The 25,348-nt window shown below is 30.7% G+C and carries 25 protein-coding genes; 11 read left to right on the top strand and 14 right to left on the bottom strand.

All coding sequences use genetic code 4. The annotated features are described in order from the left end of the window. Window positions 1–4 precede the first annotated feature (4 nt). The 11 genes from OF377_RS01090 to rpmH form a co-directional block, all read right to left on the bottom strand. Complete coding sequence (locus OF377_RS01090) at window positions 5–661, bottom strand: thymidine kinase (protein WP_263836058.1); 657 nt, start codon at window positions 659–661, stop codon at window positions 5–7. 101 nt (window positions 662–762) lie between these two features. Continuing rightward, window positions 763–1,869, bottom strand: coding sequence for a redox-regulated ATPase YchF (ychF, locus tag OF377_RS01085; protein ID WP_263836057.1), 1,107 nt, complete (start codon window positions 1,867–1,869; stop codon window positions 763–765). A gap of 11 nt (window positions 1,870–1,880) precedes the next feature. Then, a complete protein-coding gene (locus OF377_RS01080; RefSeq protein ID WP_263836056.1) occupies window positions 1,881–2,750 on the bottom strand; it encodes a ketose-bisphosphate aldolase in 870 nt (289 codons plus the stop codon). After that, window positions 2,750–3,223, bottom strand: coding sequence for a DNA-directed RNA polymerase subunit delta (gene rpoE, locus OF377_RS01075; protein ID WP_263836055.1), 474 nt, complete (start codon window positions 3,221–3,223; stop codon window positions 2,750–2,752). Before rpoE ends, OF377_RS01080 begins: the two co-directional genes overlap by 1 nt. Before the next feature lie 5 nt (window positions 3,224–3,228). Beyond that, complete coding sequence (locus OF377_RS01070; RefSeq protein ID WP_263836054.1) at window positions 3,229–4,467, bottom strand: HD domain-containing protein; 1,239 nt, start codon at window positions 4,465–4,467, stop codon at window positions 3,229–3,231. 1 nt (window position 4,468) lies between these two features. Further along, window positions 4,469–5,920: a glutamate--tRNA ligase gene (gene gltX / locus OF377_RS01065; RefSeq protein ID WP_263836053.1), complete on the bottom strand. Its 1,452-nt coding sequence runs from the start codon at window positions 5,918–5,920 to the stop codon at window positions 4,469–4,471. Between the two features lie 13 nt (window positions 5,921–5,933). Then, a complete protein-coding gene (locus OF377_RS01060) occupies window positions 5,934–6,728 on the bottom strand; it encodes a GHMP family kinase ATP-binding protein (RefSeq protein ID WP_263836052.1) in 795 nt (264 codons plus the stop codon). Beyond that, window positions 6,715–7,566, bottom strand: coding sequence for a 16S rRNA (adenine(1518)-N(6)/adenine(1519)-N(6))-dimethyltransferase RsmA (gene rsmA / locus OF377_RS01055; protein ID WP_263836051.1), 852 nt, complete (start codon window positions 7,564–7,566; stop codon window positions 6,715–6,717). The genes OF377_RS01060 and rsmA overlap by 14 nt, the downstream gene beginning before the upstream one ends. Continuing rightward, window positions 7,566–8,720: a membrane protein insertase YidC gene (gene yidC, locus OF377_RS01050; RefSeq protein ID WP_263836050.1), complete on the bottom strand. Its 1,155-nt coding sequence runs from the start codon at window positions 8,718–8,720 to the stop codon at window positions 7,566–7,568. Before yidC ends, rsmA begins: the two co-directional genes overlap by 1 nt. Next, the gene (gene rnpA / locus OF377_RS01045) at window positions 8,678–9,064 is read right to left on the bottom strand and encodes a ribonuclease P protein component (RefSeq protein WP_263836049.1); all 387 of its coding nucleotides are present in this window, start codon (window positions 9,062–9,064) and stop codon (window positions 8,678–8,680) included. The genes yidC and rnpA overlap by 43 nt, the downstream gene beginning before the upstream one ends. An 8-nt stretch (window positions 9,065–9,072) precedes the next feature. Continuing rightward, a complete protein-coding gene (rpmH, locus tag OF377_RS01040) occupies window positions 9,073–9,219 on the bottom strand; it encodes a 50S ribosomal protein L34 (protein ID WP_263818122.1) in 147 nt (48 codons plus the stop codon). Between the two features lie 142 nt (window positions 9,220–9,361). Between rpmH and OF377_RS01035 the strand changes: the two genes are divergently transcribed. From OF377_RS01035 to OF377_RS01000, 8 genes are all read left to right on the top strand, one after another. Continuing rightward, window positions 9,362–10,759, top strand: a complete 1,398-nt coding sequence (locus tag OF377_RS01035) for a DnaA ATPase domain-containing protein (protein WP_263836048.1) — start codon at window positions 9,362–9,364, stop codon at window positions 10,757–10,759. A gap of 346 nt (window positions 10,760–11,105) precedes the next feature. Then, window positions 11,106–11,408, top strand: coding sequence for a 50S ribosomal protein L31 (rpmE, locus tag OF377_RS01030; RefSeq protein WP_263836047.1), 303 nt, complete (start codon window positions 11,106–11,108; stop codon window positions 11,406–11,408). Between the two features lie 129 nt (window positions 11,409–11,537). Further along, the gene (gene prfA / locus OF377_RS01025) at window positions 11,538–12,617 is read left to right on the top strand and encodes a peptide chain release factor 1 (RefSeq protein ID WP_263836046.1); all 1,080 of its coding nucleotides are present in this window, start codon (window positions 11,538–11,540) and stop codon (window positions 12,615–12,617) included. Beyond that, a complete protein-coding gene (locus OF377_RS01020) occupies window positions 12,618–13,487 on the top strand; it encodes a HemK family protein methyltransferase (RefSeq protein ID WP_263836045.1) in 870 nt (289 codons plus the stop codon). Beyond that, complete coding sequence (locus OF377_RS01015) at window positions 13,474–14,040, top strand: L-threonylcarbamoyladenylate synthase (protein WP_263836044.1); 567 nt, start codon at window positions 13,474–13,476, stop codon at window positions 14,038–14,040. The genes OF377_RS01020 and OF377_RS01015 overlap by 14 nt, the downstream gene beginning before the upstream one ends. Window positions 14,041–14,139: 99 nt before the next feature. Further along, entirely contained in the window at window positions 14,140–14,709 is a 570-nt protein-coding gene (locus OF377_RS01010; RefSeq protein WP_263836043.1) for a PQ-loop repeat-containing protein, read from the top strand. 2 nt (window positions 14,710–14,711) lie between these two features. Then, window positions 14,712–15,203 carry a hypothetical protein gene (locus OF377_RS01005; protein WP_263836042.1) on the top strand — a complete coding sequence of 164 codons (492 nt, stop codon included), beginning with the start codon at window positions 14,712–14,714 and terminating at the stop codon, window positions 15,201–15,203. Window positions 15,204–15,504: 301 nt separating this feature from the next. After that, on the top strand, window positions 15,505–16,089 hold the full coding sequence (locus OF377_RS01000; protein ID WP_263836041.1) for a PQ-loop repeat-containing protein: 585 nt from the start codon (window positions 15,505–15,507) through the stop codon (window positions 16,087–16,089). 104 nt (window positions 16,090–16,193) lie between these two features. Here the strand turns inward: OF377_RS01000 and rsmG are convergent, their stop codons facing one another. From rsmG to OF377_RS00985, 3 genes are read right to left on the bottom strand one after another with little or no spacing between them, the layout of a single operon-like run. Next, window positions 16,194–16,904 (bottom strand): 16S rRNA (guanine(527)-N(7))-methyltransferase RsmG, encoded by a 711-nt coding sequence (gene rsmG / locus OF377_RS00995; RefSeq protein WP_263836040.1) that lies wholly within the window; start codon window positions 16,902–16,904, stop codon window positions 16,194–16,196. Next, entirely contained in the window at window positions 16,897–18,753 is a 1,857-nt protein-coding gene (gene mnmG, locus OF377_RS00990; protein ID WP_263836039.1) for a tRNA uridine-5-carboxymethylaminomethyl(34) synthesis enzyme MnmG, read from the bottom strand. The genes rsmG and mnmG overlap by 8 nt, the downstream gene beginning before the upstream one ends. Window positions 18,754–18,757: 4 nt before the next feature. Next, window positions 18,758–20,872, bottom strand: a complete 2,115-nt coding sequence (locus OF377_RS00985) for a DUF31 family protein (protein WP_263836038.1) — start codon at window positions 20,870–20,872, stop codon at window positions 18,758–18,760. Between the two features lie 75 nt (window positions 20,873–20,947). On the opposite strand from OF377_RS00985, the gene OF377_RS00980 reads away from it, so the two are divergent. From OF377_RS00980 to rpsB, 3 genes are all read left to right on the top strand, one after another. Then, complete coding sequence (locus OF377_RS00980; protein WP_263836037.1) at window positions 20,948–23,077, top strand: Tex-like N-terminal domain-containing protein; 2,130 nt, start codon at window positions 20,948–20,950, stop codon at window positions 23,075–23,077. Continuing rightward, window positions 23,078–23,872 (top strand): Vmc-like lipoprotein signal peptide domain-containing protein, encoded by a 795-nt coding sequence (locus tag OF377_RS00975; protein WP_263836036.1) that lies wholly within the window; start codon window positions 23,078–23,080, stop codon window positions 23,870–23,872. Between the two features lie 316 nt (window positions 23,873–24,188). Continuing rightward, window positions 24,189–25,229, top strand: a complete 1,041-nt coding sequence (rpsB, locus tag OF377_RS00970; protein ID WP_318032042.1) for a 30S ribosomal protein S2 — start codon at window positions 24,189–24,191, stop codon at window positions 25,227–25,229. The last annotated feature ends 119 nt before the right edge of the window (window positions 25,230–25,348 follow it).

Raw genomic sequence — 25,348 nt, 5'->3', positions numbered from 1 at the left:
TTTTTTATTTACTCCTTGCAAACTCAATAAATTTTTTACTTAATTCTGAACGATAAGGTCGCCCTGGTACTCGGTGGTGATGACGACAAACAGCCATATAAGACTCTTTACATCCGATTAAGATTAAACTTTCGTCATAACGCGCTGGCTTATCATCAACGATCCGCAGCGAATACGCTGCTTCACTTCCACAATTGTGACAAACTGCTGTTAGTTTAGTAACATAATCTGCTGCAATCAATAAATCATTCATACACCCAAAAGTTTCTCCCCGGAAATCCTTGTCTAAACCCGAAACAATAACCACATATTTATTTTCCGCAAGAATATTGCATACTTCCACAAGGGTGTTATCAAAAAATTGAGCTTCATCAATTCCAATAACTTTAATGTCTTGTGCACGTACTTCATCGCGCATCAAATAATCCAAAATTTCTTCTGGTTTTGTAATTTCAATTGATGGTAATTCTAGCCCATTGCGTGATGAAATCATTTGTTTTTGTCGTGTATCTAGTTTTGGTTTAAAAATTGCATATTTTACATCAGCGTAATCTAAACGAGAAATACGACGAATTAAATCTGCTGTTTTTCCAGCAAACATCGGACCTGTAATTAACTCAATCCATCCTAGTCGTTTTTTAAATGCGTTGTGTTTTGCCATAATATTTCCTCTTAATGTATTACATAATTTTACAACTTATAAAACTAATTCTAAACAAAATAAAGAAATTAATCTGCCGATTAATTTCTTTATGAATCTATCTATTTAGTAACATTAAAACGGAAATGACACACATCTCCATCTTGCATAATATAGTTTTTACCCTCAATCCGTAACTTACCCGCTTCTTTAATGGCTTGTTCGGTTTTATAAGTAATTAAATCATTAAAACCAATAACTTCTGCCTTAATAAAACCCTTTGCAAAATCCGTATGAATAATACCTGCACATTCTTGAGCATTCATTCCCTTTTTGAATGTTCACGCACGCGTCTCAACCTTTCCGTAAGTGAAAAAGGTTTGTAAATCTAATAAATCATACGCTGCCTTAGTAACTTTATTTAAACCAGACTCAGTTAATCCTAAATCCTGCATAAAAATAGCTTGTGTTTCTTCATCTAGTAAACTAATTTCATGTTCTATACGTGCGGATAAGGCAATACAATTCGCATTATTAGCAGCTGCGTATTGCTTAATTTTTAGATACTCAAGGTTGCTATCAGGGTTACTAATTTCACTCTCGGCAATATTTGCAATATACAAAACTGGTTTCATTGTAATTAGTTGGAAAGCGTTTAAAATCCGGCGTTCATCTTCATCATATACACCTGTTGAAGCAAGTTGATCTTGTAGAAGAATTGCTTGCACTTTAGCAAGTACTTCATATTCTTTTTTTGCTTCCTTATCGCCAGCTTCCGCTTTCTTTTTGATTCTTGTGATACGTTTATTAATTACTTCTAAATCAGCAATAATTAATTCTAAATTAATAACAGCAATATCATTCAGTGCATCAATTTTATTATGTACATGTAAAATAGATTTATCCTCAAAACAACGAACCATGTGGCAAATTGCGTCAACTTCGCGAATATTTGCAAGAAATTGGTTTCCCAAACCTTCACCTTGACTTGCTCCTTTTACTAAACCTGCAATATCTACAAATTTAAAATTCGTATAAACTAGTTTATCAGGAGTAATTAATGCCGCAAGTTGTGCTAAACGTTCGTCTTTTAATTCCACAACGCCCACGTTAGGATTAATTGTTGCAAATGCATAATTTGCCGCTTCCACTTGGGAGTTTGTAATTGCGTTAAAGATTGTTGATTTCCCAACATTAGGTAAACCAACAATACCTGCTGCTAAAGCCATAAATCCTCCTTTTAAACTCGATTATTTGCTTTTAGTTCATAAACAATATTTGCAATTTGTTTACTAATATCTGTTGCTGCATATTCAGCGATTGTTCGAAAAGCATATGCTTTATCTTCTTTTAAATCACGATTTTTAAAATAAGCTTGTAAACTGTATGCATATGCTAATTGAACTTCAGTGTTAATATTAATTTTTGCTATTCCCATACTCACCGCTTGCAGAACTTGTTCACTTGGGATTCCTGAACCTCCGTGTAAAGTTAAAGGAATACGAATAGTTTGATTAATCTCATTTAATAAATCAAAATGTAGTCCTTTTCAGTTTTTGGGATATAAGCCATGGATGTTGCCGATTCCACAAGCAAGCATACTTGGTTGAAGTTTAGCCATTTGTAAAACATCACCAACCGGTGCTAATTCACCATCTGCAACAATATCATCTTCTACGCCTCCAATTGAACCAACTTCCAGTTCAACAGAAACATTGTGTTCCTTAGCATACGCAATTACTTTTTGTGATTGACTAAAATTATCTGCAAAATTTAAATGTGATCCATCAAACATTACAGATGTAAAACCAACATCAATCGCTTTGAAACACCCATCAAATGTTCCATGATCTAAATGTAAACACACAGGAATATCAATATCTAAATAGTTCACCATATTTACTACCAAATCATAAACTGTTTGATACCCACCCATATATCGAATAGCACCTTCGCTAAACGCTAACAACGCTGGTGTTCTAGTCTTATTTAAGGTAACTAAAATTGCTTTTAGTCATTCTAAATTATTTACATTAAAGGCTGGTAAAGCGTATTGGTTGTCATATGCGTGTTTTACCATTGCTGTTGCATTTACAATTTTTTTCTGCATTATTCGTCTTCCTCGATTTCATCATCTTGCGATTCGTTTTCATCGGTTGTCACGATCACAAGTTCTTCCTCATCTTCAGAATCATATTCAAAGTCTGAAAGACCGATTTCTTCTTCTTCCAATACTTCTTTTTCTTTGTTAATTTTTGCTAATTTAACATCGTCACTATCGTCTTCGTCATTATCCTTATAACTACCAACTTCATACATTGCATTTGCGATTTTTGTAATTTCTTTTAACGATAAATGTTCTCGTAAATTTCACTCTTTTTCAGCGACAAGAATAAAACGTGGATCTTGCAAAATCGCAGAATACAATTCACCATAATGTTGAACCATTTCATCAGTTTGTAAATCGGAGTTAGTCACGATTTTATGCACAATAAAATCAAAATTGAAACTACGTTTTAGTTTTTGAATCTCCTTATCGTTTGCAATTGCTTCATAAGCTATATCTAAATATTTTTTATTCATCGTTTTTAAACTCCTTTAGAATCTTTATCGTCTTGGTTAATACGGTAGAAAATGTATTTTTTCTGACGTAATCGGTCTTGATTTTTTAATGCACCAATGCACAAACTAACATCTTCTAAGTGTGAAATTCGCACTTCATTTTTGTTTGTAATTTTGTATAAACGAACTGGATCATTAAAATCATAAATTTTTTTATTATAGTATTCGGTTGATTTGTAAAAATAATCTTTTTTCGAATTATCAATTGGATATGAGCGAGCAACTAACCCTGACTCATATGTAATAAACTCTTTGTTGTGTAATCAATTTTGAGCAAGTGTGCGCAGGATTTCATCATCTTCGTTGGCAAAAGATTTAAAAGCTTCCAAAAAGGATGAATCATCTAATAGCATTACGTCATCATAAGTTCATGCTCTGTTTTCAAGAAATGGTGTAAAAATTTTTAAAGCACTAGGGTTGTTAAACCATTGTTTCTTTTGGTATAAATCAAAAACCCGTTTCAGTGTTTTTTGCATCAGTGTATCATATGTTACTGAAATATCTTTGTAATAAACATTCTCAAACATTGCGTAGCGAGAGAATAAAATATTTTCTAATACATTTCATGAGCTTTTGTGGAACGCAATTTCATCTTCATAAACAATCATTGATGCAAATAACAAATCATAATCTAGCAAACCGAATTTTACCCCACAATAGTGCGAATCACGTTGTAAATAATCTAAACGGTCAGCATCGATTTGGCCCGAAATCATTTGGTGCATCCATTTCTTTTCGATTGTATGATCGATCACTGATGCAACACGATTTGGATCAATATTGTGTTTGCGTAAAATGGCATTTACCTCTGATTGAGGGTCGATAATAATGTTTAATCCTACTTGTTCATGATTGTAATTCCCTAAAGCTTCTTCAAAAGAATGTGAATAAGGACCATGACCTAAATCGTGTAATAAAGCAGCTGCTTTAACAACAATTTTGTTTGAATCTAAATCATTAATATCGCTATTAATGAATTTAATTTTTGATAACATTTTTTTAACTACATAATAAACCCCGATACAGTGGGTAAACCTTGTATGTGACGCAGAATAAAAGCCACCATGAGATGTCCCTAATTGTTTAACTTTATGCAAACGTCAAAACTCCTTTGAGTTGATAATTTCCATAGCTCATGGATCATCATCAAAAGTAATTACCCCTAAAATAGGATCGTTAATATAATTGAAATCATTAATACGCATATTATTTAACTAACTCCAATACATCTAAAATATTTGCTAGCACTTGTTTTTTTGTTGTGAAATAAATCATTTTATTTAGCTCAGGACCATGTGAACTCAATGTAGTAGCAATTCGTAAAGGCATAAATAAATTTTTACCCTTTGCACCCGTTTTGTTTTTAGTTTCATTGATTAAATCGGTAATAATCGCAGGGTCAAAAGCGGTTGTGTTCAATAATAAGTCATAGAAAGTGCGAATCACATTTTTTGCTTCATTAGTTTCAATAATTGCCTTGTATTCATCATTTAATTGTTTATTAGGATTGAAGTGTTCATCTAATACATTTAATAAATTTGTTAAATTATAAATCTCTTTTTTAAACAACAAAGCTTTTTGCGCAAATTGCTGATCATTAGTAAACAAATCTCTTGTTAGCTTGTGATTAGCTAAAAAATCTACAAAAACATTTTCGTCCATTTGTTTAAAATATAAATTACTAAATCAATTCATTTTTTGAATATCAAAGAAGGCTGGAGACTTCGAAACTTGTGCTAAATCAAATTCCTTAACCATTGTGGCTAAATCCATTTTTTCTGCAAATGACTTAGGGCTCCAACCTAACAAACTAATAAAATTAACAATCGCTTCTCCCCAATAACCCTCTTGTTCATATTCTTGAACAAATTGTTTTAATGCTAAATTACGTTTTGATAATTTTTTGCCCGTTTCGTCCACAATTATTGATAAGTGAGCATACTGAATATCGTAATCATTATAACCAAGAGCTTTCTTTATTGCTAGTTGGTAAGGGGTGTTTGAAATATGTTCCTCACCACGAATAACATGACTAATCTGCATTTCATAATCATCAACAACTACCGCAAAATTATACATGGCAATTTTATTTGATTTTAAAATTACAGGGTCGGTTAATGCATCCGCATTAATTGTAATTGGACCACGAATCAAGTCGTTTCAACTAAAACTTTCGTTTTCATTAATTCGTAATCGAATAGTGTGTTCAGTGTTTGCAGCGAGTTTATCTGCTATCTCCTGTTCAGATAAAAATGCACAACGCTTATTGTACTTATAAGTTTGATTTGTTTGTTGTGCTCACTCTTTGTCTTTTTCTAATTGTTCTTTTGTGCAGAAACAATAGTAAGCTTTCTTTTCTTGTACTAATTTTTCTGCAAGTTGCTCATATTGTGTAAACTTTAAAGATTGCTGATATGCACCATATTTTGGGTTGGGATTTTTAATTGATTCATCGGCAATAATTCCCATTCAAGCAAGATAGTTGAATTGTGAGTCAATTCCTGCTTCTACATTTCGAGCAATATCTGTATCTTCAATCCGGATAATAAAAGATCCATTATTATGTTTTGCTCATAAGTAATTAAACAAAGCTGTTCGTGCACCACCAATATGTAAATGACCAGTTGGTGATGGAGCATAACGTGTTCTAATTTGCATTTCTTTACTCCTTTTATTCCTTAATTTGTTCTCTTGCAATTGAGATTAAAGAACTTCCTGAACCTGACAATAAAACTAGATCATTGGTTTGTTTCCTTAATTCATCATACCGGTATTTAATCATCGGATAAAGATCAAAACAGTGCTGTTGCAAATCATTTAAAATCATAGTTGGAATTTGATTCTCTTTTAATTGATCAATAATACTAATATAGTTATTTTTAGGTTGTTCTTTTTCAAATTGGTCATACTTCTGATAAATTAATTGGGTGTTCACATTAATATTTAAAATATGAACATTGTATTTAAATTTAATAAACCCGCTTAAATCCATTAAAGCAGTTCCTAAATTAGTTACATAAGCTGATGAGTAATCAGAAAGAAAAAACGGAATATCTGCCCCAAGTAAAGTTCCGATTTCATAATAATTTAACTTGTTTAAATCAGCAGGTTCTAAAATTCCTTTAAAAACAGCAGCAGCGTCGCTTGAACCACCACCTAAACCTGAACCAATAGGAATGTTTTTAATAATTTTAATTCAGTAATATTTTTTAGTAAATTTTTGTGATCGTAAATAATCGAGAGTTTTATAAATCAAACGACTATAGACAAGTATCTCGTTATTATTAATATAATAATTGACAATATCGTATGGTTTAGGCGATTCACTAATTTGCACTTCATCGTACAAATTATCTACTCGAATAAAGATTGATTCAAAATCATGTTTTTGACAATTATCATTTTTCTTTAAGATATTGAAACCTAAGTTAATCTTTGCATGTGCCTTAATATTAATAGCCTTCATTATTCGTCCCCCCAATTAATATTTTAAACAAGTTAATAAAGTTTGTTTGTGTTAAATTTTGAGCGCGGATATTCTCATTTAATTTCAACTCGTTTAAAGCATCTAATACTCTGCTTTTTGGATAAACAGTACATAGATTATTAACTAATTTTTTACGGCGATTTAAGAACGATAAGCGCAAAAATTTAAGCATTGTGTGCGGGTCGTTGCATACAGCTGGTGTATTTTCTAACAATACCACCGAACTCATCACCTGGGGTGCCGGATAAAAATTTTGAGGCGGTACATCAAAAAGTGTAGTTGATTCTGCAAACATTTGTACAAACACACTAAATGCATTGTAGTCTTTGCTATTTACACGAGCAGTAATTCGATCAGCCATTTCTTTTTGCACCATAATAAAACTTTTTTGTATAAACTGACATTTAATCAGTTTCTCAATAATTTTTGATGAAATTGAGTAAGGTAAATTTGCGACCACTTTAATATTCTTGTATGATTGTTTCGCCAATAAATCTAAAATTAATTGGTCCAGATCTAGTTTCAAAACATCTTGATTAATAACATTAAAATTTATAACCTTAATTCGCTCAATTAAATGTGCATATAATCGTTTGTCAAGTTCAATAGCCTGTACAAATTTTGCGCGTTGAACAAGAATATCAGTGATAGCTCCTAGTCCAGGACCAATTTCAATTACAAGATCATCAGGACCAACATCAGCTTCATCTACTATCCGTTTTTTTATCTGATTAGACAGCAAGAAGTTTTGCCCCATTTTTTTGGATGGAACAAAACTTTCTTTGTGTAATTTGTGTTTAATATCTTTTTCTGTCATTAACTAATACCCAATTTTGCTAATTTTGAATCTATACGTGTCGCACTTGTTGCTCGACGCTTCATAATAATTTTATGAATAATAACAGATTGAACAATAGTGAAGATTGCATTAAAGAATCAATACAATCCAACCCCTGTTGATGAAATAGCAACTACAACTGCTAACACAATCATAATAATATTTTGTGTCATACGTGAACGTTTTAATTGTTGTTGGTTTTTTGCTCCAACAACTGATGCTCCACGACCCCGTTTTTTTGCAAGTCATTGTGGAGTTTTTTGAGAAACAATTTGTGCAGGGATAACTAACAATAAGAAGAATAAATAATGTCAACCACCATTTGTAAAATTTGAGAACATTTGGGAAATTGGCGTTTCTGTTAATTGTCAAATTCCAAATAAACTAACAAATTTTAAATATCTTAAAATTGTAACAACCCGGTAGATAATTAAGAAAATTGGTAAAGTAATAATCATACTTTCAAAAGGCGCAAGTGGTTTAATTCCGTGTTTACGATAAATTTCTCGTGTTTCAATTTGCTTCTTTTGACGTGATTGCATATCTTTAGCATCTTTATACTTGGCATTAATCTCGGCAATCTTCCCTTGGATTTCACTCATTTTTTCTGCTTGGAACGTTGCGCGTGCAGTAATTGCAACTGTAATTAAACGAATAATAAACAAGACAATAATTAAACCTAAAATAACATTTAGTCCAACTGGTCAATCACGAGTTGCATATAAAAAATGCAATAAAATTTGACCAATTGGTCAAACAAACAATGCATAGAATGGTCCATATGCTCATGTAAAACCATCATAGGCATAAAATGGTCCTGACCCGTTATAGATAAGATCAAAGCGAATATCTCCAGAAGCACTTGTTGGATCTGGATTAAAACCTAATTCTAAACCATTTCCAACAACAAGTGATTGTACTGTTCAGTGGTTGGCCATGTTTTGAAAACACCCGTACAATCCGATACCTAAAAAGAAAGCATAAATAATAGCTTTAAAGATTTTTACTAATAAACTAGTAATTTTCTTTTTCTTTGCTTTGAGATGCGATGTTGCAGTTTGCGCGCCGGAAAAGTTTTCTACAGCATAACTTAAACGGTTGACGACTGCTTTTTTATCAATCTTTGTTCCCATCTCTTGTCCTTTCTGATCTTTATTATTTTTAAAACTGCTTTTTCAACAATTAACTGATTAACATTAAAAACTCCATCCATAAAAGATGGATTAACAATAATTACCAAGTTACAATAACCCAACTTAATATTTAAATTTAAAAAATATGCTTTAATTAAACGTTTAATACGGTTGCGTGTTGTTGCTAATTTAAAATGTTTTTTAGAAACAGAAATTGCGATATGGGTTTTGCTGTCGTTTGTGAACAAATAATAAAACGACATAATATTTGTTGAAATTTTCTGGTGTTTTTTAATAATTTTGAGAATTTGTAAATTTTTTTTAAGACTAAAAAACTTAGCCATACTGTGTTTTATCTTTCAGATGAAACAGTTAAACTATGTCTTCCTTTTAGACGTCGACGAGCTAAAACGTTACGACCATCTTTTGTCTGCATACGAGCACGGAAACCATGAGTTTTAGCACGTTTACGGTTATTTGGTTGGAAAGTTCTTTTCATATGTACACCACCTTCAAATTAAAAAACATATTAAAAAATTATAACACCTTTTAATCAATATATATTAATATATATGTGTTTGTGTTGTAAAATCTTTGCTTTATAACATTGTATTTGTCTGTTTTTCATCAAAGGAGATTATATGTTAAATGAAATCCAAAATAAATATCTGAAAGCAATTCAGTCGATTCCTTTTAACAAAATAGACCCTCGATTAGTCAACAATTTAATTAAAGCAAAAGTTTTTGCTTTTGACAATCATATTTTACAAATTAATGTCAATGATCAACATTCACAACTAATTGCTTCGACAACTTATTTTGATGTTTTAAAAACAGCACTTATTAAAGAATTTGAATATTTTAACCAAGAAATTCATGAAGTTTTATTTTTAACAGATGAAGAAATTAAAATTTTAAGTGCCAGAAATCAATTAATAATGGATTTACAAAAGGCAAATGCCAATGAAATTATTAATTTCAAAAAAGAGTTAAAAGAATTAACTTTTGCTCGGTTAGTTAAAACAACATACAACTTATCAGCAATTAATGCAATCCACCAATTGCTTGATGATGATTACAATATTTACTCTTATGTTAACCCAATTTTTATTTTTGGAAAAGTAGGAATCGGAAAAACGCACCTCGCAGCTGCCGCGGCGAATGAGTACCATAAAAAAGATCCTACTAAGCGAATTTATTACATTGAAGCTTCAGAATACTTCCGACGTTTTAGTGCCGCCGCTTTTAAGGGTGTTCACGTTGTTGAGCAATTGAAAAACGAAATCGAAAGTAGTGATCTATTAATAATTGATGATATTCAAAATTTAAGTGATAAAACCAAAGCATTAGAAATGTTTTTTAACATTTTTAACACTATTAAAAATAATGGTGGCAAAATTATTATTACTGCAGATAAAAAAACTAGTGAGTTGGTTGCTTTCGAAACGCGTCTACTTTCGCGTCTTGCTTCGGGATTGCAAGTTAAGTTAAGTGTCCCAAGTGTTAGTGATGCAACTGAAATTATCAATAACTGGTTATTGATCAACAAACATTTTACCATCGCAAGTGATGCTATTAACTACATCGCTAATCATTTTCATAAAGATATTCGACAATTGATTGGGTTCTTAAAACAAATTGGTTATTGGGCTTTGAGTGGAGAAAAAAAAGTCAGTTATATTGAACTTCCTTTTATTCAAGAAAAATCTATTGAATATGGAATTGGTTTAGAAATGATTGATAACAAAATTGATCCTGCTAAGGTTATAAGCAAAATTGCCCATTACCACAATATGAACGAATCATTAATCTTATCAGATTCCCGCAAACAAGAAGTTGTGTGAATTCGCTCAATTATTATTTATGTTTTGCGTCACTCATTAAATATGACATATACTGAAATTGCCAGTCTATTAAATATGAAGTCACATTCCACAGTGACCTATGCATTTGATAAAATTGCCAAAAAAATTGATGAGGATGAAATTTTTGCCCAACAATTAAAAGTAATGATCGAAAAGGTTGTACAAAATAATTAAGCTTATTTTTCAAAGTTATACTCATTTGAATTTATCTTTTAATCATATATAAATCTGTAAAAGTGAATCATAAACATATGAGTATTTTTAAGTTTAACTAAAAAAGTTATTTCAGCAATGAAATACTAAAATTTTCATAATGCATTAGAAAAATTAGGCTTATTAACATTTTTTAAAATATTAAATTAAATTTCCAATTGTTTTTTATAATAATGTAAACTATGGAAAAATTTCTATTGTCAATTTTTAATACTTATTATATAATTAAGAGTATTGTATTAAAGTTTCAAGCGTATGATGCAAATTAATAATTGATAAAAAATAATATTATAAGGAAGTATATTAAATGAAAAACATTCACTTAGATTTAAATGAAACTGTTTTTAAATGTGTAACTTGCCAAAAAGATTACCCCATTTTAACAACTTTTAAAAACACAGAAATGGCTGTTGAAGTTTGTTCAAATTGCCACTCATTCTACATTGGAAAACAAAACGCAACAACCGCTTTACGTGGTCGAGCTGAAAAATTAAGTTCTAAATTCCAAACAGCTAAAGAAAATTTACAAAACAAACCTGTTAAAAAACCTAGCGTGAAAAAAACAAAAGCACGTCCAACTAGTGGTTTTGATGCTTTAGGAAACAACTAACCCTACGCATTCCAAAGAATTTGAATGCTTGGATTATTTACATAAAAGTATTGTTAAATAAATAACAGGCATCTGTTATTTATTTTTTATCTTTATTATCACATTAACTAAATAAATAAGGAGTATGTTATGGAATATAACAAAAAACTATTTGAAGCAATTAAAAAAGTTGTTATTAAAAACGAAGAGTTAAAAAAAGAACTAGAAACTATTTCAAATGATTTTAAAAGAATAAAAGACATTAATATTCAATTAAAGAAAACAAATAAAGTTGCGGATGTTTTTAAAGATTATGATCAGGCAATTAACAACGGTATTTATGCAGAAGAAATTATTAAAACCGAAAAAGATGAAGAAATGCTTGAACTAGCACAAATGACATTACATGAAGCAAAAGATGCTGTTCCTCTATTAGAAGAAAAATTAAAGATTCTTTTATTGCCTAGCGATCCGAATGATGACAAGAACGTAATTGTCGAAATGCGCCCAGCTGCTGGGGGTGATGAATCATCAATTTTTGTTGGCAACCTATTTGATACCTATCGAGCGTATGTTGAATCCAAAAACTGAAAGATGAAGATCATCGAAATGACTCCATCTTCAGTTGGCTTTAATTTTATTTCCTTCATGATTTCAGGGGATGAAGTGTATTCACGAATGAAATTTGAATCCGGAGTCCACAGAGTGCAACGTGTCCCAGCGACAGAATCAAAAGGACGTGTTCATACATCGACAATTACAGTTGCAGTGTTGCCAGAGCAAGATGAAGTTGATGTAACAATTAACCCATCTGATCTGCGGATTGATACTTACCGTGCCAGTGGAGCAGGTGGGCAACACGTTAACCGAACTGAATCAGCTGTGCGAATTACCCATATCCCAACTGGAATTGTTGCCGCTTGCCAGGAGGGTAAATCACAAATCGAAAACCGCGAAACTGCAATGAAAATGTTGCGTTCTAAACTCTGAGAAGAAGAACAACGAAAACAAAACGAAGAGTTTTCTAACTTGCGAAAGAACCAGGTGGGAACAGGTGATCGTTCTGAAAAAATTCGTACCTACAATTATCCACAAAACCGAATTACTGATCACCGTATCAATTTAACTTTAAACAAACTTGAGTATGTGATGCTCGGAACACTTGATGATATCATCGATCCTTTAATCGCTGATGAACAAACTAATTTAATGACTAATCTCGAAATATAAATGACTTTTCAACGTTTTTACCAAATCGCATATCAAGATTGTTTAGTTCACCATTTAGAACACACTAATATTTTTAGTCTTATTAACCACTTTTATCCGCAAATCGCTAATTTAACGGATTTATATCCTTATTTTAGTAAGAATATACCTAATGCTATTAAAGAGTCGTTAATAAATATTTGAAATCAATTTATTAACAACAAAATTCCGTTGGCGCGTTTGTTAAGAGAAGGTTATTTTTACGACCGTTCTTGGATAGTTGATGATGATGTTTTTATGTTTCGTAATACTAGTGAACTATTGGTAGAAATGGTTAATAATTACATTATTCAACAAACAAGTGTAAACGAAGTTTTAGATCTTTGTTGTGGGACAGGTGTTTTAGGGTTAAGTATTGTTAGCCATTATCCAAATATCAATTTAACATCAGTTGATATTAACAACAAAGCAATTATTAATACTCAGAAAAATGCGAATAAGTATAATTTAAAAACTACAACCGTCCATATGGATTACCAAGATTTTCTGCAAAGTACAACAAAAAAATTTGACCTAATTATTTGCAATCCTCCATATATCAAAACGAGTTTTTTGTTGGATACAAGTGTCTTACAAAACGACCCGTACAATGCTCTTGTTGATCCGGATCATCCACTGGGTATCAGTTTTTATAGTAACATCATTAATTGATGAGTAAAAAATCATCAAAAATGTATACTTTTTTTTGAAATTGGATATGATCAACGTGAACCATTAGTTCAATTACTAAAAAACTTAGGTATAACTAATTATATATTCAAAAAAGATTATCAAGGTTTAGATCGAATCTTAATGATCAAAGAACGAGACAAAAATCATGAAAATTCATAATTTTAACGATCTTAATATCATTTCTGACGCACTGAATGATAATAAGTGCATCATTCTCCCTACTGATACAATCATGGGAATCCTTGCAAAAAACGATAAATTAATTTACCACATTAAAAAGCGACCAGCTGATAAGCCGATTGTCCGCTTTGTAGCAAATTATGATCTTTTAGGTGATCTAACCATTGCTCAAAAACAATTTTTAGATATCATTTGGCCTGGTCAAATTACTGTAATAAAAAATAATATTGCTTACCGAATGCCCAATAGTCTACCAATTTTAAAATTAATTCAAAAACATGGACCTTTATATTGCAGCAGTGCTAACCTTTCAGGGGAAGCACCAGTTTTAAACGAGCAAGAAGCAATTTTTAAATTCGGAGCAAATAGTAATATTTTGTATATTCAAGGACAAGCAAAAACTACATTGCCTTCAACCATTATTGATATTGATCGTTGGCAATATATTCGCAAGGGTGCGAATGTTCGATTAGTAGAAGAATTTCTAAATGATTTGCATGGTAATAATCCGAAAAATTCTACTAAATTATAAAATTTGTGTAAAAAACCTTAAAAAATGTGTGGAGCAAATAATTTTGTTGTAATATAAATATGCATAAATATAAAATAATGAAAGAAGTTATTATAAATTATGAGTTTATTACAAAATAATGTTGAAATATCTGATTATTTTTCTAAATTAATGACAGAAGTAAACAAAGGATTTCGTGTTTTAACAGCAGATTCAAGTGTTTCATCAGCAGCTAGTGGAGCAAGTATTGCTGTATCAGTATTTAGTGTTATCGGTACAATTGTTATTGCACTAAGTGTATTTCCACAAACAATCAAAACAATGAAAGATAGAAACACAGCAGGATTAAGTTTCTTACTATTTTTCTTAACAGGTTTAGCAACAACTTTCTTAGCTCTATATGGTATTGGATTAATTACAGTAGATCCAAAATCATCTGATTTTGCCAAAGGTAGTTTCGTAGCAGAAGGTAAAATGCAATATGTATATAACTATCAAGAATATGTAGCCGGTTACTTAGTACCAGGTATCTTCTTACTTGCGTGTGAAGGTTTTATGGCCGTTACATCATTTATGGTTGCATTTGTTAAACTTGCAAACCAAATTAAAGCTAAAAAAGCTGGAATGTCAGAAAGTGAATACTACGAAATTCACATTAAACCAACACTTAACTTGAAAGGAGCTAAATAATTATGAGTATTAGTTCTCTATTGCAATCAACTGATTCTTCAAAAAATCTTGTTGATACATTTACAGACAAGGGCTTTATTGTTTCTGACCAAATTGTTTATACAAATATGGTTGATGCAGAACAAACATACGGTTTCCCTGTACATCCTTGAGCTGTATTCTTCCAAGTTATCGGAGCTGTTTTAGTTTTCATCGCTTATGTACCAGGGGTAGTTGCTACGCTTAAATCTCGTCGTACAGAAGTATTATCTTTAGGAATGTGAATTTTATCAGTATTAGGGTTGGCTTTCTTAACAATCTTTGCTTGATTAGGTTTTAGTTTAGCACCAGGTGCGTTCGCTTTAGTCGCTGTTTCTGAAACACTATCATTATTCTTAACAATCATCGTGTTATCAGTAAAAATCACAAATATGAAAAAAGCAAAAGCTGCAGGTATGACAGAATTAGAATACTGCAACCTACACTTCCCAATGAACGCTAAAACTGCTAAATAATATCTTAAAGAATTTTTAATCAAAGAAACCTAATGGTTTCTTTTTTTATATACATAATGTATTTAGGGTTTTAAAAAAATAAATAAATTATCATTCCTTACCAATAAAAACGTAAGAAAAATTTTTATGCACTAATTGTCAAATTTTAAAAGCATTATCTTTTTTGTTATACAAGGCTGGAATCAAGTTCTTTATACATTTTAAAAAATAATAATTATTCTTCAATTTACTATTGAAAATGTTGTAGTATTTATATACAACTTCAAAAATAAAATTTCAACATAATAAAGAGGATAAATATATGCATCATAATCTATACAGTCTCCAGAGTCGTCTACAACAGAATAATCATCTAACTAATGACAATATTAAGAACCTAATCAATGATCAAGGAGAAATAAATTCTGAAATTTCATCATCTGCAACACCTATTGGTATTGCAATATCAATCTTTTCTGTTATCGGAACTATTCTCATTGCTCTAAGTGCCTTTCCACAAACACTAAAAACAATGCGTGACAAAAATACAACACAATTAAGTTTTTTACTTTTTTTATTAACTGCTATTGCTTCTAGTACATTAGCAATTTATGGCATCGGATTAATGTCTGTTTCTCCTAATGCAAAAACATTTATAGTCGGTAAATTTACTGATCCAACCAACAACCAATGAAAATATGTTTTTAATTACCAATCATATATTTCTGGGTTTTTAATTCCAGGAATTTTAATGTTTATAGGAAGTTCTTTTCTAGGAATAACTGCTTTTATGGTTGCTTTTTTAAAATTAAGCAATGTTAAAAAAGCGAAAAAACTTGGGCTCACTGAACAAGAATATTATGATCTTCATTTAGCACCTAAAGTTAATTTAAAAAAACAAAAATAATATTAAATTAATCTTTTTTTATATATGTAAATAAAAAGTGTAACATCGTAATGGTGTTACACTTTATTTATATCGCTAAACCCTAACCTGTTTTATATTATTTGTTATAATGGTTTTTGCACAATTTGGGCTCATGTTCGCGGATATTTTTTGTTTGTCGGTTTATTCTTAGTATAAATCAATATATGATTTGTTTTTTGATTAGAAATGTAATCAATCTGATGAACTTGCTCTAGTCCTAACACACCAATAGTTGACGCAGCTTCGTTGATTTCATTTGTGTAATTTAAACCTTTTGGTTCAATCAAGTAGCCCCCAACTTTAACAAATGGGACAGAAATTTCTAGAATCTTATACAGTGCTGCAACTGCACGAGAAGTTGCGAGATCAAAACTTTCACGTTGTTTACTATTAATATCTTCAGCGCGCATATTTAAAATATTTAAATTAGTTAAATTTAATTTTGTTTTTACTGTTTCCAAAAAACTACATTTTTTGCTGTTTGCCTCTAATAAACTTACTTCATATTTATTAAAAACAATAGCAATTAACACACCCGGTATACCTGATCCAGAACCAATATCAATTATTTTTTTGTGCTCATCAATAGGCATATAAGTGTTGTTTTTATATGGCAGTAAGGAGTCGTACAAAAACTCTTGGTAGATTTTTTCTTCAGTATCTAATCTTGTAAGATTAAAATACTGGTTGTATTCCTGAACTAATTCTTTGTAAGTAATAATCAAATCAATTTGTTCCTTAGTGATATGCGGAAAATCTGTTTGAATTACATTAATAAAAGTTGTTTTATCCATTCTTTTTATTACTTTCTAAATAGTATTTAATCATTGCAATATCTACCAGATTAACACCAGATATCCGAGAAGCTTGTTGTAAATCTAATGGCTTAATCCGTTGAAGTTTGTCTCTGGTTTCTAATGAAATATTTGGAATTAAATGATAATCCAATTGTGGATCTAATTTAATATGATCTAAACTTTGCAATTGAGCTAAATGCTCTTCCTGATTTTTGATATAACCTTCATATTTCACTGCAATCTGAATCTTATTCACTAATTGGTTGTCCAAACTAACAAATTTCTCGTTATATATAAGTAAATCCTTTAGTTTGATCTCAGGACGTTTTAAGTAATCAAATAAATACGTATTGGTCTTATTTGTTGTGTTTTTTAAAACATCAATCTGTCCAACAGTAGTTGTTTTTAATCAGTCAAAAACTTCTTTTTTAATGGCTTGTTGTTTTTGATAAGAATCATAAACTTCGTTACTTACTAAACCAATTTTATATCCATATTTAATTAATCGATCATCTGAATTATCATTTCTTAGTGATAAACGGTGTTCTGCACGTGAAGTTAATAATCGATATGGTTCCTGAACACCCTTTGTGACAATATCATCAATCATTACTCCAATGTATGCTTCAGTTCGTTTTAAAATCAACGGTGGTTGATTTGTAATTTTTAAATATGCGTTTAATGCTGCTATTAACCCCTGAGCAGCAGCCTCTTCATACCCACTTGTCCCATTAATCTGACCAGCAAAATATAAATTCTTGATTTTCTTAGATTCAAGAGTGGCAAACAATTGGGTCGGATCAATAGCATCATATTCAATTGCATAAGCATATTTAAGAATTTGACAATTCTCTAAACCTGGTAGCATACGAATCATCTTATCCTGCACTTCAATGGGCATGGAAGTGGAAAACCCACCTAAATAAATGGAATCTAAACTATATGACTCTGGTTCTATGAAAATCTGGTGACGTTGTTTATCTGCAAACTTTACGATTTTATCCTCAATCGATGGGCAGTAACGTGGTCCAATCCCATTAATCATTCCCCCATACATTGCCGATTCATTTAAATGTGTATTAATTAAATCGTGTAATGCTGGATAAGTATGAATAATATAGCATGGTAGTTGTTCATTAAAAGGCTTGTAAAAAGGTTTGTAATGACTAAATGCAATTAAATCATCAGTGCCCGGTTCATATAACATTTGCGAATAATCAATACTATCTTTATGGATTCGTGGCGGAGTTCCAGTTTTTAGTCTAATTAAACTAAACCCCAAATCTTTTAGTTGTACTGATAGTTGTGAAGTGTTTTTCAAACCATCTGGACCTTCGTTAATTTGAACTGCTCCTTTATGTGTTACAGATTTTAAATATGTTCCTGTTGTTAAAATAACAACCTGTGATTCTAAAATGGAGTTATCAACTATTTTAACACCTAATACTTGTTCGTTTTTTACAACAAGGCCAATAACTTCTGTAATTAATAAATCTAAATTATCTTGTTGTTTAATTTTGTCAACAAAGTATTGATGATATGCAACCTTATCTGTTTGCGATCTAATCGCTCATACTCCAGGGCCTTTGGAAGAATTTAAAATTTTCATCTGCATAGCACAAGCATCCGCTGCTTTCCCTTGCATCCCACCTAGTGCATCAATCTCACGGGTGACGATCCCCTTAGCAGGACCCCCAATCGATGGGTTGCAAGGCATTAGACCAATACTTTTTTCATCAAGAGTAATTAAGCATGTTTTTAAACCAAGTTTTGCAGTCGCAAAACACGCTTCTAAACCAGCATGTCCAGCACCAACAACAATCACATCATATTTCTTATTTGACATTTTTCTACCCCCTTGGATTATGTTTAATCGTTTTAATATTATAAAGTTTTAGCTGCTTTTTAAGAGCTGTTAAAACATTAATATCACCTTGCAAATCAGGTGACTGGTTATGAAATAAATTCCCAATTAATGAACTATTAATATTGTGTTTTTTATCTCCCTCCAACCCAGCATAATGAATCCCAACTAAATTAAAGTTTGCATCAATAATCATCGAGCCGGATGAACCACCAATTAATGTTCCAAACTGATCCGAAGTAAAAATTTGCCCGCCTATATTAAACCGATAATCATCACTAGTAATGGGATTTTTTCCGTTCGTTAACAAACTTGATTCGCTTAAAATATGATCACCTGATGTCACTAATGAGCCTACACCTTTTGAACCCTTTCACAAGCTAATTCCCGTAGATAATTGATTTGTTCCTTCGTATCCTGCAGAGAATGTCGTTAATTGTGGATGATAGCGATAGTCTTCACTAAAATTAAGATATCAGTCCTTTTCTTGTGGAGTATTAATTTTCTTATACAATTTCGGAAAAGCCTTTCTAACATCTTCCTTGCTAAATTTCATAGGAATAACAACCAAATCAATTGTCCCTAAATTTGTCGTTATTAGCGAATGATTTCATTGCTTAGTTTGAAAATCAAAATCATAACCAAACAAAGAAGGAGTGAACCAAAATGGTTGTTGATATATTTGCTTAGTATAATTTTTGACTTTGTGTAAACTTGAGAAGTTAATTCCATTAATCGTTGAGCGATTATTTGAAATCGGGGATTTACTATCAGTTTTACCTCATAACAAATATTTATAGCGGTCTTTATCTTCGTACACTGTATTTGATAAATTGTGCTTATTCTTCTTTAAATAATCTAAATAAGTCTGTTCATCAAACCAATGTGTTTCATCTTTTAGTGCTCCATAGTTTCGCAAATTTAATACATGATTATTAGTTGCAACTAAAAAAGTAAAGTTCTCAGTATCATCATCAAGGATACGATCTAAAATAAACCCCGTTCCACTAGTGATAGAAATTTTATTTTCAGAATTAGTTTGTAAAATATGTAAACTAATTGTCCTGTCATAAATATAACCGAAATAATCTTCATTAATCATTAAACTTGAATTGTGATGATTAAATTGTTTATAGACATATAACCCATTCGTTAATTCCACGATAATATCTAATTCCCCATGACGATCAGTGAAATTGAAACGAATATCTTTAATTTCTACATCATTAACATTTTGGTTAATCTTTTTCAACAATTTACTATAATCATCTTTTTTTAACATTGAAAAAAACTGTAAAAAAGATGATGGTAAGTGACCATAAGGGTTATTGTCAATTAAATGATTAATGATTTGTGTATCAATATAGTAGTTTGGATCAATATTATTTTGAATTTTTTCAACTTCGAAATTAATTAGATTTAAGAATTGAACTTCAAACTTATACTGTTGATTTGATTGGATACTTTTAGACAATCCAATTCGTTTTTCACGATCGGTATTAAAACCTAAAAACCCTGTTTTCTTTAAATAAAACTCTGTAATTTCCTTATCATTAGCACCATTATTAAAATACTCATTTGCTTGCTGCAAATACTTACGGTAATACGGGTTTTGGCTAATAAATAAAAAAGCATTGCCCTGGTAGTTCAATAGATCTTCTAAACTATAAATTTGAGGTGTTAAATATTGATTATTATGAATTAAATTATAGATTTTACTAGATAAAAAAACATTTTTAATCTGTGTCTCAATACTGATTTTCAAAGAATCTACCCAGAGTACGACAGCAAGAGTTCCACTCTGGTCATCTGCTGTTTTACTTATAATTCGTAAATCATCTTGTTCTAGAGGAAACAGATCATTTTTGTGTGTAATTTGATAATTAAATGATGATAATAAAAATTCGTCATCAACCTGTGACGGAAGTTTTTCATACTGGTATTCAGCTTTATTGACAAAATAAACTAGTTTGTTCTCGCTCACTAATTTTAAAGAATTATGCTGTAGTAAAAAACACCCGCTCATTGCCGGTGTCAAAAGCGCTGAAATTCCAAATAATAACGCTCATTTACGAATTTTCTTTTTCGTTGAATTTATCATAAATCACCAATTACTATATAATCAAATATAATTATATAATGATACCAAAATATCGTGACAAGTTAGGAACACAATATGCAAGATATCAGTTTAATTATTCAAATATTAAGCGCTGAGCTAAATACAAAGTCAGTTTATATTCAAAATGTTATAGATCTTTTAGAACATAAAAACACTATTGCTTTTATTGCTCGGTATAAAAAAGCGATGACCAATAATATGGACGAACAAACAATCAAGACAATTGCTGATCGTTTTTTGTATTTACAAAAATTTCACAAACGTCAAGAGTATATTATTAATAGCTTAATGTCTAAAAACTTACTAGACGATGGTTTGAAACAAGCTATTTTAAACGCAAATACAATGAGTGAGTTAGAAACAATTTATCACCCATATATGTCAAATAAAATCACCCGTGCTCAAAAAGCAATTGATTTAGGTTTTAAACCGCTTGCTGATATTATTCTTGCTAATAATTTTCGCACCAATGTTAAACAGGAAGCACAAAAATTTGTCAGTAATGAAATTAAGGACACTGAGCAAATCATCGGTTATGCCTGCGATATTATTGCCGAAATCATTGCTCGCGATCCAACGGCTTTACAGATGAGTTTAAAAAGTTTAAAAAACTATGGTTTTATTAAAACTAAATTAGCTAAGCCTGAATTAGATCCAAACGAAAAATACCATCTTTATTATGATTGACAAATCAAAATCAGCCACATAAAACCTTACCAAATGATGGCAATAAATCGTGCAGAACAACAAAAAATTTTAACAATTAAGATGGTTTTTGATGAAGATTATATTATTGAATTTATGAGTAACAAATACCATAAGAAGCGTAATACCGATTGTGCAAAATATATACAACTAGCCGCGAAAGATGGTTTAAAACGTTTATTATTCCCTTCTGTTGCTAATAATGTTTTTCAAGATTTATACAATTATGCTCAAAGTCAATCCATTAAGGTTTTTAGCACTAATTTAAAACATCTTCTGCTAACTAAACCCCTATTGTCCCAAACCGTTTTAGGCATTGATCCCGGTTTTGCTCATGGTTGCAAATTAGCAATTATAAATGAAAATAACCAAGTCATATATACAGGAACCGTTTTTCCGCATCCACCAGTAAATAAAAAAGAAAAAGCAACAAACCAAATTATTGATTTAATTACAACATTTAACGTCCAATTAATTGCTATTGGGAATAAGACTGCGTCTAGTGAAACATTAATTTGAATTAATGAATTATTACAAAATAATCAATTATCAGTTCCATTCACATCGGTAAATGAAGACGGAGCATCAGCGTATTCAATCACAGATATCGCTGCTGAAGAACACCCCGATGTTCCAATTAATGAACGATCAGCAATCAGCATTGCTCGCCGGGTAATTAATCCTTTGAATGAACTTATTAAAATTGACCCCCATAACATTGGTGTTGGTCAATACCAGCATGATGTGAATAACAAGGAGTTAAATCAAGAACTTGACTATATTGTTTCATCGTGTGTTAATAATGTGGGTGTTGATGTAAACCAAAGCAACAAATATTTACTTGCCCATATTTCTGGAATGAACAAACGAGCCGCAAGTAGTATTCAGAAGTATTTAAATACTCACCAAACAATTAGTTCTCGCGATGAAATTAAAAATATCCCTTATGTCACTGCTTTAATTTATCAACAAACAATTGGGTTTCTACGGGTTATTAACCCAAATGAAGTTCTTGATCAAACAATTATCCACCCTGATGATTACCCACTGGCGCACCAAATAATGTGCGAATTACACATTAAAGATTCTGATATTCAAACTCAAAACGTCAATATAAACATCAATGATGTTTTAATTAATCAATTAGCTGACCAATTTCATAGTTCATTCTGAACAGTTAGTTATATTCTTAATGCACTAGCTAAACCCTATTATGATATCCGAACATCTTATAATAGTTTAATGTTGTGAAACAAACTTAAAAACTGAGAAGATTTGGAAATTAATCAAATCTACAACGGAGTTGTTAGTAATGTAACTGACTTTGGCGTTTTTATTGATATTGGTCTTGCAAAACAAGTTTTTGCACCCAATAAATTAGTTCTAAACCAAAAAAATTTGTTTATTAATCAAAAAGTTAGTGTCAAAATTGATAAAATCAATATTAATAAGCAACAAGTTGTTGTAATGGTGATATAGATGCAAAAAAATAAAAAAATAAAATATAAATTTATAGGATTATTAAGTGCAACAATCGCCTTATCAGCATCAATTGTTGCAGTTGCGACAAGTTGTAGCACCACTGAAATTGGTGATGTTCTTTTTCGTAAACTGGAACCAAATTATAAATTAACATCCGAATATCAAAAGAAAAAAGTAACAGCAAAATATGCATTGGACCATTTCGCAAAAAATGAACAAAATCCCTTAAACTATACAATTTTAGAAATTGTTCCTCCAATCCTTTCATCATCGGATGGAATCGACCCAAAACTTCTCTCTTATTCCATTGTGACTAAGCCACATCTGGTTGGAGAAAAGAATATCTATTTCGAAATTGAAATTAAATATAATAAACAAACTCGTATTAAAAATTTTGTTATTGATAATTATATCACTGCAAATGAACTGGATGTCTTACAGCAAAAAACCAAAAACTTAAAATTATTAAATGATGCCATCGAGGAGAATAAAACCCTAAATCTTGATATGTTCGGTGTACGTATCAAAGATCAATATAAGACCAAAAACCTAAGCGAAATCAAGGAACTCGGAAATGAAGCTTTGATTTTAAATATTAATAACCCTAGTATGGAAAAAGTTCAAACATACAAAGCACAAGCCCCATTCAAAGACTTAAAAATTCAAATTACTGATTTGCAATTTTATAATTTTTCACCGGATTATAATGAACAAAAATTAAGTGTCGAAATTACCATCAGTATTGGTGAGCAGAAACATAGTATACGTACTGAATTAAAAACTACTGCTTAAGAAGACCAAACTGGTTTTGTTTTTTGTATATAAGTTACACTAATAAGTTTTTTACAAAAATATACATTAGCAAATACGAATGACCGATGATTAAATAAAAAATATTGTATAAAAATAAATGCTTGGTTTTTATCCATAATTTAATAAACTAAAGCCTATATTATCAATAATATCAAAAAATTATATTTCTGTTTTTGATGCAACATAATTCTTCATATCAGAAAATAGTAAATAATCCTAAAATCAAAAAAACTTTGTGATATAATAAATAGGTTATTGAAAATAACAAATATTAATAATCGAAAGGTGCTTCCAAATGGAAAATTTGACTAACAAAGTTGAATCAACTGTTGAAGAAACAGTTGAAACTGCGAAAGTAGAAAACAAACCTACTACACCTGCTGATGCTATTCAGTCTAAAGTCAACGCAAATTCAACTATAAAAAATTTAAAACAACTTGTTTCAATTAATAAATTAACTGAATCAGGTGCTCATATCGGATTAAATCCTAAAAAATGAAACCCTAAAATGCAAGGATACATTCACGTTAAACGTTCTAACAACCACGTGATTAATATTTTAAAAACACTAGTATTTTTAGATCGTGCTTACAAATTTTTACAAGAAATTGTTTCTAGCGGTGGAAAGGCAATGTTTGTTGGAACTCGCGGAAAAGCAGTGAAAGACATTGTAAAAAACGAAGCTGAACGTACTGATTCTTACTACGTTACACAACGTTGATTAGGTGGTACTTTAACTAACTTTAACAACATTAGTAATTCAATTCGTAAGTATAACCGTAATTTAGCTCGAATTGAAAGTGACGACATTAGTAAATACACAAAAAAAGAACAATTAGAAATTCAAAAAGAAACTGACAAATTAGCTAAATTCTATAGCGGAATTAAAAATATGCGTGCATTGCCAGATGTGTTGGTCGTTGTCGATCCAGTTAATGATGAAAATGCAGTGCTTGAGGCAAGAAAATTAAAAATTCCTGTAATTGCATTAGCAAATACAAACGCTGATCCAGCATTAGTTGATTACATTATTCCAGTAAACAACCATTCTGTAAAATCTATTACTTTAATCCTTGGAGTACTAGCCGATGCAATTGCTGAAGTACGTAACGAAGCAACAAAAGTTGTTGGACGTAAAGACGAAGAAATTGTTTTACCAGAAACTCGTTCAAACTGAAAAAACAAAAATAAAGGGATGTTTAATCGTAATTATGTGCGTCATTTTAACCAACGTAATAATTTCCGTTTTAACAACAATCGTCCAAACGATACACGAAGCCCAAACAACCAATCTCCAGCAAAACAACCAACAGTTATCAACGCTGAAGCTAAATAATTCTGTTTTTAATTAACAATTATTAAAAAACCTTTTGTCTTTCTGCAAAAGGTTTTTTTCTACCCATATATACATATTAGTATTTTGTGCTAGTTTTTCTCCTTAATTACTAAAAATAC

This window comes from Ureaplasma sp. ES3154-GEN, assembly GCF_025780075.1.
Lineage (GTDB): Bacteria > Bacillota_I > Bacilli_A > Mycoplasmatales > Mycoplasmoidaceae > Ureaplasma.
Note: the sequence above shows the minus strand (reverse complement) of the source record. Positions and strands in the feature narration are given on the sequence as shown.